General features: G+C 72.4%; 13 protein-coding genes. 7 read left to right on the top strand and 6 right to left on the bottom strand.

Translation table 11 applies throughout. The annotated features are described in order from the left end of the window. Positions 1–104 precede the first annotated feature (104 nt). Complete coding sequence (locus tag ABT004_RS32815) at positions 105–887, bottom strand: GntR family transcriptional regulator (protein WP_351344187.1); 783 nt, start codon at positions 885–887, stop codon at positions 105–107. A 137-nt stretch (positions 888–1,024) separates the two neighbouring features. Between ABT004_RS32815 and ABT004_RS32810 the strand changes: the two genes are divergently transcribed. Together ABT004_RS32810 and ABT004_RS32805 are read left to right on the top strand one after the other, a co-directional pair. After that, on the top strand, positions 1,025–1,879 hold the full coding sequence (locus ABT004_RS32810; protein ID WP_351344184.1) for a (2Fe-2S)-binding protein: 855 nt from the start codon (positions 1,025–1,027) through the stop codon (positions 1,877–1,879). A 187-nt stretch (positions 1,880–2,066) separates the two neighbouring features. Then, a complete protein-coding gene (locus tag ABT004_RS32805) occupies positions 2,067–3,149 on the top strand; it encodes a DUF2637 domain-containing protein (RefSeq protein WP_351344181.1) in 1,083 nt (360 codons plus the stop codon). A 30-nt stretch (positions 3,150–3,179) separates the two neighbouring features. Here ABT004_RS32805 and ABT004_RS32800 read toward each other — a convergent pair whose 3' ends face one another. Beyond that, positions 3,180–3,632, bottom strand: a complete 453-nt coding sequence (locus ABT004_RS32800) for an ATP-binding protein (RefSeq protein ID WP_351344178.1) — start codon at positions 3,630–3,632, stop codon at positions 3,180–3,182. Between the two features lie 228 nt (positions 3,633–3,860). On the opposite strand from ABT004_RS32800, the gene ABT004_RS32795 reads away from it, so the two are divergent. Continuing rightward, positions 3,861–6,923 (top strand): alpha-mannosidase, encoded by a 3,063-nt coding sequence (locus tag ABT004_RS32795; protein WP_351344175.1) that lies wholly within the window; start codon positions 3,861–3,863, stop codon positions 6,921–6,923. 16 nt (positions 6,924–6,939) lie between these two features. On the opposite strand, the gene ABT004_RS32790 is transcribed toward ABT004_RS32795, so the two are convergent. Continuing rightward, positions 6,940–8,685, bottom strand: coding sequence for a pyruvate dehydrogenase (locus tag ABT004_RS32790; RefSeq protein WP_351344172.1), 1,746 nt, complete (start codon positions 8,683–8,685; stop codon positions 6,940–6,942). A gap of 80 nt (positions 8,686–8,765) precedes the next feature. Further along, the gene (locus tag ABT004_RS32785; protein WP_351344169.1) at positions 8,766–10,277 is read right to left on the bottom strand and encodes a protein phosphatase 2C domain-containing protein; all 1,512 of its coding nucleotides are present in this window, start codon (positions 10,275–10,277) and stop codon (positions 8,766–8,768) included. 347 nt (positions 10,278–10,624) lie between these two features. Between ABT004_RS32785 and ABT004_RS32780 the strand changes: the two genes are divergently transcribed. From ABT004_RS32780 to ABT004_RS32765, 4 genes are all read left to right on the top strand, one after another. Continuing rightward, a complete protein-coding gene (locus ABT004_RS32780) occupies positions 10,625–11,605 on the top strand; it encodes a helix-turn-helix transcriptional regulator (protein ID WP_351344167.1) in 981 nt (326 codons plus the stop codon). A 107-nt stretch (positions 11,606–11,712) separates the two neighbouring features. Next, a complete protein-coding gene (locus ABT004_RS32775) occupies positions 11,713–12,195 on the top strand; it encodes a DUF456 domain-containing protein (RefSeq protein WP_351344164.1) in 483 nt (160 codons plus the stop codon). Between the two features lie 91 nt (positions 12,196–12,286). Further along, entirely contained in the window at positions 12,287–12,937 is a 651-nt protein-coding gene (locus tag ABT004_RS32770) for a DedA family protein (protein WP_351344161.1), read from the top strand. 35 nt (positions 12,938–12,972) lie between these two features. After that, on the top strand, positions 12,973–13,641 hold the full coding sequence (locus ABT004_RS32765) for a 4'-phosphopantetheinyl transferase family protein (RefSeq protein WP_351344158.1): 669 nt from the start codon (positions 12,973–12,975) through the stop codon (positions 13,639–13,641). A 36-nt stretch (positions 13,642–13,677) separates the two neighbouring features. Here ABT004_RS32765 and ABT004_RS32760 read toward each other — a convergent pair whose 3' ends face one another. Both ABT004_RS32760 and ABT004_RS32755 read right to left on the bottom strand, forming a co-directional pair. Further along, complete coding sequence (locus ABT004_RS32760; protein WP_351344155.1) at positions 13,678–14,193, bottom strand: methylated-DNA--[protein]-cysteine S-methyltransferase; 516 nt, start codon at positions 14,191–14,193, stop codon at positions 13,678–13,680. Then, positions 14,190–14,848: DNA-3-methyladenine glycosylase family protein (locus ABT004_RS32755; protein ID WP_351344152.1), on the bottom strand; the 659-nt coding region annotated here is incomplete at its 5' end. The genes ABT004_RS32755 and ABT004_RS32760, both read right to left, overlap by 4 nt.

The raw sequence follows: 14,848 nt of genomic DNA, 5'->3' as shown, positions 1-14,848 counted from the left end.
GGGGCTTGATAGATCAAGCCCCTGCGGCGTTTGAGGCGATCTTTTGAGCCCCGCCGGCGATTGAGGCGCGGGGTCCGGGGCGGAGCCCCGTGGCCTGAGGGCGGTCAACCGGTGATGTGACGTTCCACCAGTACCCGGACCGCCGCACCGTCCTGCGCCTCCAACGCGTCCAGCAACGCGACATGCTGCCTCGCATCCACCGCCAGGTCCGACAGCGACCACCCCACCTGCCGATGCAGATCGTCCGCGACCCTGACCACCTGGTCGTTCCCCGCGAACGACAGAACGGCCCGGTGGAACGCACGATCCGCCTCCGCGTACCCCGCCCGGTCCCCCACCGCCGCGGCCGCCGCCGTCGCCCGGACCAGCGGCCGCAACTCGGCCCACCGCGCGGGCGCCACCGTACGGACGAGCCGCGTCACCACCGGCACCTCGACGAGCACCCGCACCTCCGCCAGCTCGGCCAGCTCGCGGTCCGAGCGCCGGGTCACCCGGAACCCCCGGTTGGGCACGACCTCGACCGCGCCCTCCCGCGCCAGCTGCTGCATCGCCTCGCGCACCGGCGTCGCCGAGACCCCGAAGCGGTCCCCGAGCGCGGGACCCGAGTACACCTCGCCGGGCGCGAGGTCACCGGAGACCAGCGCGGCCCGCAGCGCGTCGAGCACCTGCCCGCGCACCGACGTCCGCTCGACCGCCCCGCGTGCCGCGCTCCCCGGCGCGGGCGGCTCGCTGTGGGTGTGCTCACCACGGCTCTGCTCGGGGACGGCGGCCGGCGCGGAGGCAGGCGGGGAGGACCTCGGCGCCCAGGCCGACGTCGACCGCTGCTCCGGCACTCCGATGGAGGAGTCGCGTGCCTCGCGTGGTCTCGTCCGCTCCACCCCGGTCATCCCCTTCGCCGCCGTTCCTTGCCGTTTGTCCGAAGCTCAACGACGAACGATAGAGGGCCCGGCCGACAGTTCAAACCCCAGCCCGTTCGGGTAAGGTAAGGCTTACCTGTAAACGATCGTGAATCGGCGGTCCTCGCATGCCCCTCACCACGTCGGCGCTCGGCGCGCCTCCCAGCGCGGTCTCGGCCGCGTACGCCCGCCTCGCCGAGGTGTTCCCGGGCCTGGGCGTCACCGAGGTACCCGCGGGCGAGGCGCTGCCCGAGGGCGCCGGCTGGGTGCACGCGGCGCGGCTCGCGGAGGGCGGCGCCGCCCTCGACGCCTTCCTCGCGTGGGACAACGCACAGGTGCTCAAGGACTACGGCAGCGGCGCCCGCCCCGACGTCATCGCGAGCTTCGGCCTGCACCGTTACGCCTGGCCCGCCTGCCTGCTGATCACGATCCCCTGGTTCCTGCACCGTCGCGTGCCCCGCTTCCCGGCCTCCGAGGTCGCCTTCCAGCGCACGCTCGGCCGGCTCGCGGTCCACATCACCGAGTTCGCCTGCCTCCCCGACGACCCGGCGGCGAATCTGCCCGGCGCCCGCGTCGTCCCCGACGAGGAGGCCCTGCGCGCCGAGGTCCGCGCGGCCGTCGCCGAGCACCTGCAGCCCGTGCTCGCAGGATTCGGGCCGCGGATGCGGCGCGGCCCGCGCGCGCTGTGGGGCATGGCGACGGACGAGATCGTCGAGTCCCTCTGGTACGTGGGTCACCTCCTCGGCGAGGAGCGGCGCGCCATGTCCGACCTGGAGGCGCTGCTGCCCGGCGCGACGAAGCCGTACGTGGGGAAGGCCGCGTTCCGCGAACTCACGGGCCCCGCCGGGGAGTTGCTGCCCACGCGCGACCGGGCGAGCTGCTGCATGTTCTACACACTGCGCCCGGAGGACACCTGCGTGACCTGCCCGCGCACCTGTGACGCGGACCGGGTCGGCAGGCTTACCGCGACCGCGGCGGCGTGAACCACCCGTACGAGTGACGTAATTCGAACTCAACTTTCGTTTCACCAGCGGGAGTTCGAGCGTACGACCGTTTTACGCGCCCCCTTGCACACCAATGGCGTTGTCTTGCCCCGAAACCCCCTGCGCGCTCCGACGGCTGGGCCAATATGGCGCCAGTTCCGCCCTATCGCGATGCAAGGGACCCCAGATGAGACTGACCGACATATCGCTGGACTGGCTGCTGCCGGGCGCCGTACTGCTCCTGGGCATGCTGGCGGCGGTCGCAGTGCTCGCGCGCGGCAGGCGCGCCGGGGGCGCCAAGAAGGACGCTTTCTCCGACGATTCGTGGGAACGCAGCGAGGAGCGCCGCAGGCGCAAGGAGGCCGTCTACGGCACGGCCTCGTACGTGCTGCTGTTCTGCTGCGCGGCCGTCGCCGCCGCCCTCTCCTTCCACGGCCTGGTCGGCTTCGGCCAGCAGAACCTGAACCTGTCAGGGGGTTGGGAGTACCTCGTCCCCTTCGGGCTCGACGGAGCCGCGATGTTCTGCTCGGTGCTCGCGGTGCGCGAGGCCAGCCACGGCGACGCCGCGCTCGGCTCCCGGATACTCGTGTGGACGTTCGCGGGCGCCGCCGCCTGGTTCAACTGGGTGCACGCGCCCAGGGGGTTGGACCACGCGGGCGCCCCGCACTTCTTCGCGGGGATGTCCCTGTCGGCGGCCGTCCTGTTCGACCGCGCCCTGAAGCAGACCCGCCGCGCGGCGCTGCGTGAACAGGGCCTGGTTCCTCGGCCGTTGCCGCAGATCCGGATGGTGCGGTGGCTGCGCGCCCCTCTGGAGACGTACAGCGCCTGGTCGTTGATGCTCCTGGAGAATGTGCGCACCCTCGACGAGGCCGTGGACGAGGTGCGCGAGGACAAGCGGGAGAAGACGCAGAACCGGATGCGCCAGCGCGAGCACCAGAAGCTGGAGCGTGCCCAACTGAAGGCGCTGAGCCGGGGTTTCGGCACCCGCGACCCCCGGCAGGTGGAGGCGGGCACCTCCGGAGGATCCGGCTCGGAGTCCGCCATATCGGCGCAGGCCGCGCCGTCGGAACTACCGCAGGCGGCGCCCGCACCGGAACAGCTTCCGCTGCGCGCCCGCCCCTCCCTGCAGGCCGTCAAGGGGATCCGTAGGTCCCGTGACCAGAAGGCGCCCGGCACCGTCGACCTCACGGCAGAGGACGACACGCAGGCGCTGCCCCGGCTCGACTCTCTGGAGCAGAAGCTCAAGGACCTTGAGCAGCAGCTCGGTTGAGCCCGTCCGTGGTACGGCGGTGTCGCGGCATCACGCGACGCCGCCGTCCAGTTCGAACCAGACCACCTTGCCCGTGGCACCCGGGCCCAGCGCCGCGACACCCCAGGCGTCCGCGAGGGACTGCACCAGGATGAGGCCGCGCCCGCTGGTGCCGTGCGTACCGTCGTCGGCGTGCGGTACGCGTGGTTTGGGCCTGCGCGAGACGAAGTCACGGACCTCGACCCTCAGGGACCGGGACCCCACGGTCGCCGTGAGCTCCGCCTCGCAGTCCGTGTGCACCAGCGCGTTCGTCACGAGTTCGCTGGTGAGCAGCTCCGCCACCTCCGATCTTCCGGGCCTGCCCCAGTGCAGGAGGAGTTCGCGCAGCGCGCGCCGCACCTCCGGGACGGCCCGCAGGTCCGCCTTGCCCAGCTTTCGCTTGAGCTGCCGCGGCGGCTCGTCCTCCGGATCCGCGCGCGCCGCGACCTCCTTCTCGTACGTCATTGAGCCCGTGTCGCCCATTGAGGCGCCCCCTCGTGACTGCCTTTTCATGGCCCCCGCCCACACGCCGATCCCTGTTCGAACGCGTACACGGGGATGAATGCCCCGCTGCCTGATCGACACGCTTGTTGATTGGTCCACCATTTGCGGGGGTGTGCGCCGCCCCGCCGGGGAAGGAAGCGTGGGGACGCCGCCCGGGAACAGCGCAGCACATGCATTGAAGGAGCCGCCGTGCACGACGACCGACACCTCGTGGAAGGCCGACTCGACCGGGCGATGCGCCAGTTCGTGCGGCCCGCGCAGTACGCGGCGCGGGTGCCGCTGACCATGAGCGTCTGGCACGCACCCGGGGAACCGGTGCCGGTGGCCGAGGCCCTCGAAGGCACGTACGAGCCCTTCGAGACCGGCACCGCGTGGGGAAAGCCGTGGTCGACCAGTTGGTTCCGTCTGGAGGGGCGGGTCCCCGAGGAGTGGGCGGGGCGGCACGTCGAGGTGGTCGTCGACCCCGGTTTCTCCGGGCAGGGGCCCGGCTTCCAGGCGGAGGGACTGCTGTACGACGCGTCGGGCGTGCCCCTCAAGGGCATCCACCCGCGCAACCGGCATCTGACGATCGCGGCGCCCGCGGCCGGCGGCGAGCCGGTGCGACTCCTCCTCGAGGCGGCGGCCAATCCGACGGTCCTGAGGGACTTCGAACCCACCCACCTCGGCGACGTACTGACCGCGGGGGATCGCCCCAACTACCGATTCCGCTCTGCTGACGTCGCCGTACTCGACGAGGAGGTCTGGCACCTCGTGCTGGACATCGAGGTGCTCTCGGAGCTGATGCACGAGCTGGAAGCCGACCGGGCCAGGCGCCACGACATCCTGCGCGCGCTGGAGCGGATGCTGGACGCCCTCGATCTGCACGACGTCTCCGGCACGGCGTCGGCGGCCCGCGCCGAGCTGGCCGAGGTGCTGTCCCGGCCCGCGCACGCGAGCGCGCACCGGGTCTCGGCGGCCGGGCACGCGCACATCGACTCGGCGTGGCTGTGGCCGCTGCGCGAGACGGTCCGCAAGGCCTCCCGCACCTTCGCGAACGTCACGGCGCTGGCCCGCGACTACCCGGAGCTGGTCTTCGCCTGCTCGCAGGCACAGCAGTACGCGTGGGTGAAGGAGCACCAGCCGCACATCTGGGAGCGCATCAAGAAGGCGGTCACCGACGGGAACTGGTCCCCGGTCGGCTCCATGTGGGTGGAGTCGGACGCGAACATGCCCGGCGGCGAGGCCCTCGCGCGCCAACTGGTGCACGGCAAGCGGTTCTTCCAGGACGAGCTGGGTGTGGAGACGGAGGAGATCTGGCTGCCGGACTCCTTCGGATACACGGCCGCCTTCCCGCAGTTGGCGAAGCTCGCGGGCGCCAAGTGGTTCCTGACACAGAAGCTGAGCTGGAACCAGACGAACAAGATGCCGCACCACACGTTCTGGTGGGAGGGCATCGACGGCACGCGCGTGTTCACCCACTTCCCGCCCGTGGACACCTACAACGCACAGTTCCACGCGAGTGAACTGGCGCGCGCCGAGCGGAACTTCGCGGATAAGGGCGGCGCGTCCAGCTCCCTCGTCCCGTTCGGCTGGGGCGACGGCGGGGGCGGCCCGACCCGCGAAATGCTGGAGAAGGCGCGCCGGCTGCGCGACCTGGAGGGTTCGCCGCGCGTCGACATCGAGCGGCCCGCCGCGTTCTTCGAGGCGGCGCACGAGGAGTACGGCGAGCGCGCCCCGGTCTGGTCGGGCGAGCTGTACCTGGAGATGCACCGCGCCACGTACACCACGCAGGCGAAGACGAAGCAGGGCAACCGGCGCTCCGAACACGCCCTGCGAGAGGCCGAGTTGTGGTGCACGGCCGCCGCGCTGCACGACGCGTCGTACGCGTACCCCTATGACGACCTGGACCGGATCTGGAAGACGGTGCTGCTGCACCAGTTCCACGACATCCTGCCCGGCTCGTCGATCGCCTGGGTCCACCGGGAGGCACGGGAGACCTACGCCCAGGTGCTCACGGAACTGGACGGCATCACCGCCGCCGCCGTGCGCCACCTCGGCGGCACCGAACAGTCCGCGCTCAACGCCTCCCCGTACCCGCGCAGCGAAATCGTCGCCCACAACGGCGAGTTGATCCATGTGAACGTCGACGGGCTCGGCTCACGGCCCCTCGCCGAGGCCGCCGGGCGGACGCACGGACCCGGCGCGCACGCGGCGGCGACGCGGGAGACCGGTTCGATCGTCCTCGCCAACGAGCACCTCACCGTCACGATCGACAGCGACGGACTCCTCACCTCTGTACGGGACTTGGGCAGCGGCGGACGCGAGACGCTCGCGCCCGGCAGCCGCGGGAACCTGCTCCAGCTGCACCCCGACCACCCCACCCAGTACGACGCCTGGGACCTGGACGCCCACTACCGGCACACCCGCACCGACCTCACAGAGGCCGAGAAGGTGGAGCTGGTCGAGGAGGGGCCGCTGCGGGTCTCCGTGCGCGTCACCCGCTCCTTCGGGGCGTCCCGGATCACGCAGGAGTACCGGCTCGCGGCGGACAGCCGGCGCCTGGACGTGGTCACGGACATCGACTGGCAGGAGTCGGAGAAGGTGCTCAAGGCGGCGTTCCCGCTGGACGTGCACGCGGAGCGGTCGTCCGCCGAGATCCAGTTCGGCCACGTCAACCGGCCCACGCACGCCAACACCGGCTGGGACGCGGCCCGTTACGAGATCTGCGCGCACCGCTGGCTGCGCGTCGCGGAGGAGGGCTACGGGGTCGCGCTCGCCAACGACTCCACGTACGGCCACGATGTGACCCGCGCCGCGCACGACGAGGGCCTCGGCACCACGGTCCGCCTCACGCTCCTGCGCGCCCCGCACTCCCCCGACCCGGAGACGGACCTGGGCACGCACCGCTTCACGTACGCGCTGCTGCCGGGCGCGACGACCGGCGACGCGGTGGCGGAGGGTCTCGCCCTGAACCTGCCGCTGCGGGTCGCGCCCGCCCCCGCCGTGACGCCGCTGGTCACGGTCGACCACCCGGCGGTGACGGTCGAGTCCGTGAAGCTCGCGGAGGACCGCAGCGGGGATGTCGTGGTGCGGCTCTACGAGTCGCGGGGCGGGCGCGCGGACGCGACGCTCACGGCGGCGTTCCCGGTGGCGGGCGCGGACGAGACCGACCTCCTGGAGCGGCCGCTGCGCGCGGCCGGCACCTCGGACGCCGGTCTTGCCCTGTCGCTGCGCCCGTTCCAGATCCTGACGCTGCGCCTGCGGCCGGTGTGAGCCGAACTCAAATGCCCTACGGACGCGGCATGTTGCGCAGGTTGGAGCGGGCCATCTGCACCATCCGGCCCACTCCACCGTCGAGCACGATCTTCGAGGCGGACAGGGCGAAGCCCGTGACCATCTCGGCGCTGATCTTCGGCGGGATGGACAGGGCGTTGGGATCGGTGACGACGTCGACGAGCGCGGGCCCCTTGTGCCGGAACGCGTCCTTGAGCGCGCCCGCGAGCTGCTTCGGCTTCTCGACGCGGACGCCGTAGGCACCGGCGGCGCGGGCGATCGCGGCGAAGTCCGGGTTCTTGTTGTTCGTCCCGTACGAGGGGAGACCGGCGACCAGCATCTCCAACTCGACCATGCCCAAAGAGGAGTTGTTGAAGAGGACGACCTTCACCGGCAGGTCGTGCTGGACGAGGGTGAGGAAGTCGCCCATCAGCATCGAGAACCCGCCGTCGCCCGACATGGAGACGACCTGCCGGTTCCGGTCGGTGAACTGGGCGCCGATCGCCATCGGCAGCGCGTTCGCCATCGAGCCGTGGGAGAACGAACCGATGACGCGGCGCCGCCCGTTGGGTGAGATGTAGCGGGCCGCCCAGACGTTGCACATGCCGGTGTCGACCGTGAACACGGCGTCCTCGGCGGCGAGTTCGTCGACGACGGAGGCGACGTACTCGGGGTGGATCGGGGTGTGCTTCTCGACCTTGCGCGTGTACGCCTTCACGACGCCTTCGAGCGCGTCGGCGTGCTTCTTCAGCATCCGGTCGAGGAACTTGCGGTTCGACTTGGGCTTCACGCGCGGCGTGAGGCAGCGCAGCGTCTCGCGTACATCGCCCCAGACCGCGAGGTCCAGCTTCGAGCGCCTGCCGAGGTGCTCGGGCCGCACGTCGACCTGGACGATCTTGACGTCCTTCTGTGGCAGGAACGCGTTGTACGGGAAGTCGGTGCCGAGCAGGATCAGGAGGTCGCACTCGTGGGTGGCCTCGTAGGCGGCGCCGTATCCGAGCAGCCCGCTCATCCCCACGTCATAAGGGTTGTCGTACTGAATCCACTCCTTGCCGCGCAGCGCGTGGCCGACCGGTGACTTGATCTTCCCGGCGAACTCCATGACCTCGGCGTGCGCGCCCGCGGTGCCGCTGCCGCAGAAGAGCGTGACCTTGCCGGCCTCGTCGATCAGCTCGACGAGCTTCTCGATCTCGGCGTCGCCGGGGCGGATGCTGGGCCGGGAGGTGACGATCGCGGTCTCGATGGACGTCTCGGGCGCGGCTTCGTCGGCGACGTCGCCGGGGAGCGTCACGACGCTGACGCCGGACTGGCCGACCGCGTTCTGGATCGCGGTCTGCAGGACGCGCGGCAGCTGCTTCGGGCTGGAGATCATCTCGCTGTAGTGCGAGCACTCGGAGAACAGCCGGTCGGGGTGCGTCTCCTGGAAGAATCCGAGGCCGATCTCGCTGGACGGGATGTGCGAGGCGAGGGCGAGGACCGGGGCCATCGAGCGGTGGGCGTCGTAGAGCCCGTTGATGAGGTGCAGGTTCCCTGGCCCGCAGGAACCGGCGCACGCGGTCAGCTTTCCGGTGATCTGCGCTTCCGCGCCGGCCGCGAAGGCGGCGGTCTCCTCGTGCCGTACGTGCACCCAGTCGATCGCGTCGTTGCGCCGGATCGCGTCGACGACCGGGTTGAGGCTGTCGCCCACGACTCCGTACATGCGCTCGACGCCCGCGCGGACGAGGATGTCGACGAACTGCTCGGCGACGTTCTGCTTGGCCATGACTCACGCGCCCTTTCGGAACCCGGTCTCCTCGTTGCTTCTCAGCTCTTGTGGGTTCCATGAATTCATACGGGGCGCGCTCACGCCTCCCAAACGGCGGCGGCCGTCCTGTCGTCCGCGTATCCCTTCACCCGGACCTGGGCGTCCGCGAGGAACGTGGCGAGGCCCGGCGGATCGGCGTCCGCCCACCTGTTCGCCAGGTGGCGGGCGAGGTCCGGCTCGCCGCGGAGCGGTTCGGCGAGGCCCGGTGAGCACAGCAGCAGCGTGTCCCCCGGTCGGGCTACGGAGGCGCGGAACCGGAAGGCGTCGCGCGTGGCGTCCGCGCTGTGCGGGCCCGCTCCGGAACCCGGGGACGGTGGGGTCGCGGGCTCGTAGGGGCTCGGGGGCGTCGTGATGTCGAGGTCCATCGTGAGCCGGTCGCCGTCCGGGGTCTCGGCGGGCTGCGAGGAACCGAAGCCGACGACGGGTGCGCCGGCCTGTTCCGGGACGCTCGGCTCTATGTCCCGCCACTCCCCGTCCCGGAGCCGGAAGAGTCCGCCGCCGCCCGCGCCGAAGAACACGCGGGTGCGGCATGCCGGGTCGGCGGGCAGCAGCAGGCAGCGCAGCGTGGCCGCGTACTCCTCCGGGTCGAGGCCCTGTTCCGTGGCGCCGGCCCGCAGTTTGCCGAGGCTGCGGTCGGTGAGCCGGTGCAGCCCGGACTTCAGGTCGCCGCGCCGGCCCGCCCGGACGTCCTCCGCGAGCCGCGCGTGGCTCAGCCCCACCGCCCGCCCGATCCACTCGCAGACCTCGGCGGCGGCCCGGTGCGCGCCGGGTGTGGCGCGGGCGCCGGTGGCCATGGCGACGAGGATCAGCGCGCCCGTCCCGCTCCCGAACCGCGCGGTGAGCAGGCTGTCGCGCCGCGGCTCCCCCCGGTACCGCGCGGAATCCCCCCGCACGGACACGGCCCTCAGGGTCGAACCCCCGCACCGCGCACCGTCGAGCACGGTGTCCGGGACCAGTCCCTCGAGCTCCTCGGGATCAGCCAACGGCAAGGCGGTGGGCTCCGCCTCATACGTGGGCGGCCCGTCCCCTACATATCCGACACGAACCGCCTCCGGCAGGGGCGGGGGCGTGTCCGGCGGGGGCGGAGGGCCCGGTGGCCGCCGGGGCGCGGGGGGCGTGGCGTCCTCGACCGGTTCCGCCTGGGGCGCTTCCGCCGGAGGGGCGTCGGGATCGGCTCGTGGCTTGTCCGGCGGGGGTGGCGCAGCTTCCGCCGGGGGCGACGGTGGTGTGCCCGCGACATCCCAGACGCGCCCCGTCTCCGGGTACACGGCGTGGCCGGCCTCCGGCGGGACCGGCGGATCGTCGACGCCCCGAGGCCCCGGCAGGGGCGGGGGCTCCGGAGGGCCCGGCTCGGGGCCAACGGCGTCGGGCGCGGGGGCGGTCGCCGGGCGCGGAGGCGCGAGCGCTTCGGCTGAGGTGAAGCGGTCGTCCAGGGTGTCCGGGGCCGGGGCCGGCCCGGTGTCCCCGGCCGCCTCGTCGTCGTACAACTTCCCCCACCAGTCGTCCCCTTGGGCCGGGTGACCGGTGGGCCTCTCCCCCTGCTGGCTCATGCCCTCATTGTCCACGGCACGGGCCGTACGAAAACGGGGCATCGGGAAAAGCCCACCGAAATGGGCCCGCCGGACGGCCCCACCCCCCACGGGAGGACCGCCCGGCGGACCGGATCGGGTGAGCGTACGAACTCACGCACGTCGTACGGCCGCACCGCACTCCCCAGCAGGCGCGCGGATGAATATGGGCCAAAGGCCGCATTCCCAGCGGGTGTTGGTGCTGCGGTGGCGCCACATTGGCAGAGTGACGGCCGGTACAGGGAAGATGGGAGCGGCGGGAATGTGCCGTGGCTGTTTCCCGCCACGGGGGAGGTGTTGGAACGGTTCACTGGGGAGGGGATCGCCGCATGCTGCACGCGATAGGTCTGGACGAGGGGCACGAGGCGGCGTACCGGGCGCTCGTCGCGGTGGGCGCGGCCGACGTCCCCGACCTGGCACGTCGGCTCACCCGCGCCGAGCACGAGACCGAGCACGCGCTGCGCCGCCTGGAGCAGCACGGGCTCGCAGCCCAGTCTTCGGCGCGCCCCGGGCGCTGGGTGGCGGCGCCGCCCGGGGTCGCGCTCGGCGCGCTGCTCACGCAGCGGCGGCACGAGCTGGACGAGGCGGAGCTGGCGGCGGCCCGGCTCGCCGCGGAGTTCCGGGCGCAGGCCACCGAGCCTGCCGCGCACGACCTGGTCGAGGTGGTGACAGGGGCGGCGGCCGCGGCCCAGCGGTTCCTGCAGATCCAACTGGGCGCGACCAAGGAGGTGTGCGCCCTCGTCACCGGCACCCCGATCGCCGTGTCCGCCACGGACAACGACGCGGAGGAGCAGGCCGTCAGCCGGGGCGTCGGCTACCGCGTCGTCCTCGAACGCGAGGTGCTCACCATGTCGGCAGGCCTGACCGAGCTGTCGGCGGCGATCGGCCGGAACGAGCAGGTACGGGTCGTGGACCGGGTGCCGACGAAGCTGGTGATCGCCGACCGGACGCTCGCCATGGTGCCGCTGACCCGGCACGCCGCCGAACCCGCCGCCCTGGTGGTGCACGCGAGCGGGCTGCTCGAAACGCTGAACGGACTCTTCGAGGCCGTGTGGCGGCAGGCGCTGCCGCTGCGCCTCGGGGCGGCGGGCACGGTGGAGGAGGTCGGCACGGAGGGCCCCGACGGCGTCGACCTGGAGATCCTCTCGCTGCTGCTCGCCGGTCTGACGGATGCGAGCGTGGCCAAGCAGCTGGACCTGGGGCTGAGGACGGTGCAGCGTCGAGTGAAACGGCTGATGGAACTGGCGGGCGTGACCACGCGGCTGCAGCTCGGGTGGCATGCGTACGAACGGGGCTGGGTGGCCCGCTGAACCCTCTCGCGGGCCGGTGGGTCCGGTTGATGTCCAGTTGGCTCGATGAGCCCCCATGAGGACTCCGTTGACCTGCGCTTTCGCCGCACTTGGGGGACCCTGTGCACATGGGAGCGTGGGAACTCCTCCTGGTCGGTGCCGTGATGGCGCTGGGCCTGTGCGGGGTGCTGGTGCCGGGCGTACCCGGATCATGGCTCGTGTGGGCCGCGGTCGCCGTGTGGGCGCTGCGGGACCCGAACGGGCTCACCTGGGGTGTCCTCGTCGGCGCCACCGTCGTCCTGCTGGCCTCCCTTGTACTGCGCTGGCAGCTGCCACCGCGCCGCCTCCGGCAGGCGGGCGCGACCCGCCGCCTGGAGTTCTGGGCGGGCGCGGGCGCGGTGATCGGGTTCTGCGTGGTGCCGGTGGTCGGGGCGGTGCCGGGGTACATGGGCGGGATCTACGTATCGGAGCGGCTGCGGCTCGGGAGCCACGGGGACGCGCTCGTGTCGACGCGTGTCGCCATGCGGGCGGGCGGCTCCAACGTGCTGGTGGAGCTGTTCGCGTGCCTGCTGATCGTCGGGGCCTGGCTGGGCTCCGTGATCTGGGGCTGAGATCTGGGGGCCGAGATCTGGGGGCCGAGTCACTCATTTTGCCGAACGGTTACCCTCGGGAGTTCGTCCACGCTGGAGAGACCGACCTCGCATGCACTCCCTGAACCTGGCCGCTCCGGCGGAGCCCACCGGCGGCCTGGCCGGCTGGGCGGCCGACCTCATCGGCACGCTCGGCGGCCCCGGCGCCGGACTGCTGATCGCCCTGGAGAACCTGTTCCCGCCGCTGCCGAGCGAGGTAATCCTGCCGCTCACCGGCTTCGCCGCGAGCATGGGCTCGATCACGCTCGTCTCGGCCGTCGTGTGGACGACGCTCGGCTCGGTGGCCGGCGCGGCGGTCCTCCACTGGGTCGGCCGGGTCATCGGCCGTGAGCGGATGTACGCGCTGTGGGGCCGGATTCCGCTGGTGAAGGTCTCCGATCTGGAGCGCACGGAGGCGTGGTTCCAGCGGCACGGCACGAAGGCGGTGCTGCTCGGCAGAATGGTGCCGGTCTTCCGCAGCCTCATCTCGATCCCGGCGGGCGTGGAGCGGATGCGCCTGCCGGCGTTCCTCACGCTCACCGCGATCGGCTCGCTGGCCTGGAACGCGGTCCTGATCCTGGCCGGGTACTGGCTGGGCGATCAGTGGGATCTCGTGGAGGGGTACGTCGGGGTGCTCTCGAAGGTGGTGCTGGGGGCGGCGGTGATCGCGCTCGGGGCGTATGTGATCGTGCGGTGGCGGAGCCGCACGAAGCGCGACGCGTAGCGCTTCGCGCAGGGACGGGTGAGGGGGATGTCGGCGTGAGGGAACTGTCCGCTGCGGGGCCGGTGCGACTGTGGCTGGTGGAGACGGCGGAGGACGCGTCCGGCGCGGACGTGACGGCGGTGCCCGACGTGCTCGACACCGAGGAGGTGCGGCGTGCCGCGGCCTTTCACTTCGACCGGCACCGCGTGCGTTACGTCGCCGCGCATCTCGCGCTCCGCCGCATCCTGGGCGACCGGCTCGGCCGCGCCCCCGGCGACGTACGGTTCACGCGTCTGCCCTGCCCCGGCTGCGGCGGCCCTCACGGCCGCCCGGCCCTCTCCGACGCCCCCGACCTGCACTTCTCCCTCTCCCACAGCGGGGACCTCGCCCTGGTGACGCTGGCGCCCGCGCCGGTTGGCGCCGACGTGGAGGAGCTGCCTTCGGCCGAGGTCGCCGAGGAGCTCACGGCGGTGCTGCACCCACGCGAACGCGCGGAGCTGGCGACGCTCGCGGGGCCCGGGGAGCGCCGGCTCGCCGTGGCCCGCGCCTGGGTCCGCAAGGAGGCCTACCTGAAGGGGCTCGGCACGGGCTTGTCGCGCGGTACCGACCGCGACTACGTGGGCACGAGGGCCGACTCCCCCGGCGCACCGGACGGCTGGTCACTGCGCGACGTGCCGATGCCCGAGGGGTACACGGCGGCGGTGGCGCTCGGCCCGGAGGCGTAGGCCTGTCCCTGTCGCTCATGGCTCATGGCTCAGAGCTCAGAGGGAACCCTCCAGCGTCAGCAGCTCGACCTTGCGTTCCAAGCCGCCCGCGTACCCGGTCAGTGCGCCGTTCGCGCCGATCACCCGGTGGCATGGGCGCACGATCAGCAGCGGGTTGGCGCCGATCGCGCCGCCGACGGCCCGGACGGCGGCGCGCGAGGCACCGATGCGGGCGGCCACTTCGCCGTACGTGGTGGTGGCCCCGTACGGCACGTCGTCGAGCGCGTCCCAGACCCGCCGCCGGAACTCGGTGCCCTCAGGCTTCAACTCCAGCTCGAATTCCTTGAGTTCACCGGCGAAGTACGCGGCGAGCTGCCGCTCAACCGCGGCGAACCGGGCGGGTTCGTGCACCCATCCCTCACCAACGACCCGGCCACCCTTCTGTTCGGGTACGGAGAGGGAGGTGAGAGCGCCGGACGAGTCGGCGGTGAGCAGCAACTCGCCGAGGGGGCTGGGCAGGGTCGTGTAGTAGGTCGTGCCGGTCTCGCGGGTCGTGCGGTGTCCTGTGTTCACAACTGTCCTTCTACGATGAGGTGTTGGCGCGCGTACGAGCGCCAGGGGCGCCACGCGTCATCGGTCATGGAGTCGTCGGGCACGGCCACGTCCGGGTCGCCCAGGGCCCGCAGGCGGATCAGGGCGGCGGTGCGCGCGGGCATGCCGGGCAGCGCGCGCAGCGCCGCTTCGGCGTCGTCCCGGTCGGCGCCCGGGTCGAGACGGAGCGCACCGGAGTCCAGTGCGCGGGCGAGCGCGCCGAGCGTGCCCGGCTCGTCGGCCAGCTCCCCCGGCGCGGGGAACAGCCGGTCGACGCTGCCACTGGGCGCGTCGAGCCGCTTGCCGTACCGCTCGACGAGCCGCACGGCCTCCGCGGGCCCCGCGACCAGGCGCAACGCCAGTTCGTCGGGGTCGGCGGCGCCGGGCGAGCGCAGCCCCGACCGGGCGGCGACCAGTGGTGCGAGCCGCGGGTCGAGGGCGAGCCGCTCGTCGATCGCGTACGGATCGGCGTCGAGGTCGAAGAGGCGGCGCAGGCGGCCGACGGCGGTGGTCAGATCGCGCAGATCGGTCAGCTGGAGGCGCGCGTCCAGCCAGCCGCCCCGGTGCTCGGCCTGCGCGCCGGGCTGGTCGTGCGTGGTCTCGTCGACGCGTACGACACCGGTGCCGTACGGGAGCC

Source organism: Streptomyces sp. NPDC002790, from assembly GCF_040295505.1.
In the GTDB taxonomy this organism is placed as follows: Bacteria; Actinomycetota; Actinomycetes; order Streptomycetales; family Streptomycetaceae; genus Streptomyces.
Note: the sequence above shows the minus strand (reverse complement) of the source record. Positions and strands in the feature narration are given on the sequence as shown.

What these genes read in the sequence shown, in the direction of transcription:
- ABT004_RS32785 (WP_351344169.1), bottom strand. Translation starts at nt 10,277, where the DNA reads ATGAGCCAGCAGGGGGAGAGGCCCACCGGTCACCCGGCCCAAGGGGAC.
- ABT004_RS32775 (WP_351344164.1), top strand. Translation starts at nt 11,713, where the DNA reads ATGGGAGCGTGGGAACTCCTCCTGGTCGGTGCCGTGATGGCGCTGGGC.
- ABT004_RS32800 (WP_351344178.1), bottom strand. Translation starts at nt 3,632, where the DNA reads ATGACGTACGAGAAGGAGGTCGCGGCGCGCGCGGATCCGGAGGACGAG.
- ABT004_RS32770 (WP_351344161.1), top strand. Translation starts at nt 12,287, where the DNA reads ATGCACTCCCTGAACCTGGCCGCTCCGGCGGAGCCCACCGGCGGCCTG.
- ABT004_RS32790 (WP_351344172.1), bottom strand. Translation starts at nt 8,685, where the DNA reads ATGGCCAAGCAGAACGTCGCCGAGCAGTTCGTCGACATCCTCGTCCGC.
- ABT004_RS32805 (WP_351344181.1), top strand. Translation starts at nt 2,067, where the DNA reads ATGAGACTGACCGACATATCGCTGGACTGGCTGCTGCCGGGCGCCGTA.
- ABT004_RS32810 (WP_351344184.1), top strand. Translation starts at nt 1,025, where the DNA reads ATGCCCCTCACCACGTCGGCGCTCGGCGCGCCTCCCAGCGCGGTCTCG.
- ABT004_RS32815 (WP_351344187.1), bottom strand. Translation starts at nt 887, where the DNA reads ATGACCGGGGTGGAGCGGACGAGACCACGCGAGGCACGCGACTCCTCC.
- ABT004_RS32780 (WP_351344167.1), top strand. Translation starts at nt 10,625, where the DNA reads ATGCTGCACGCGATAGGTCTGGACGAGGGGCACGAGGCGGCGTACCGG.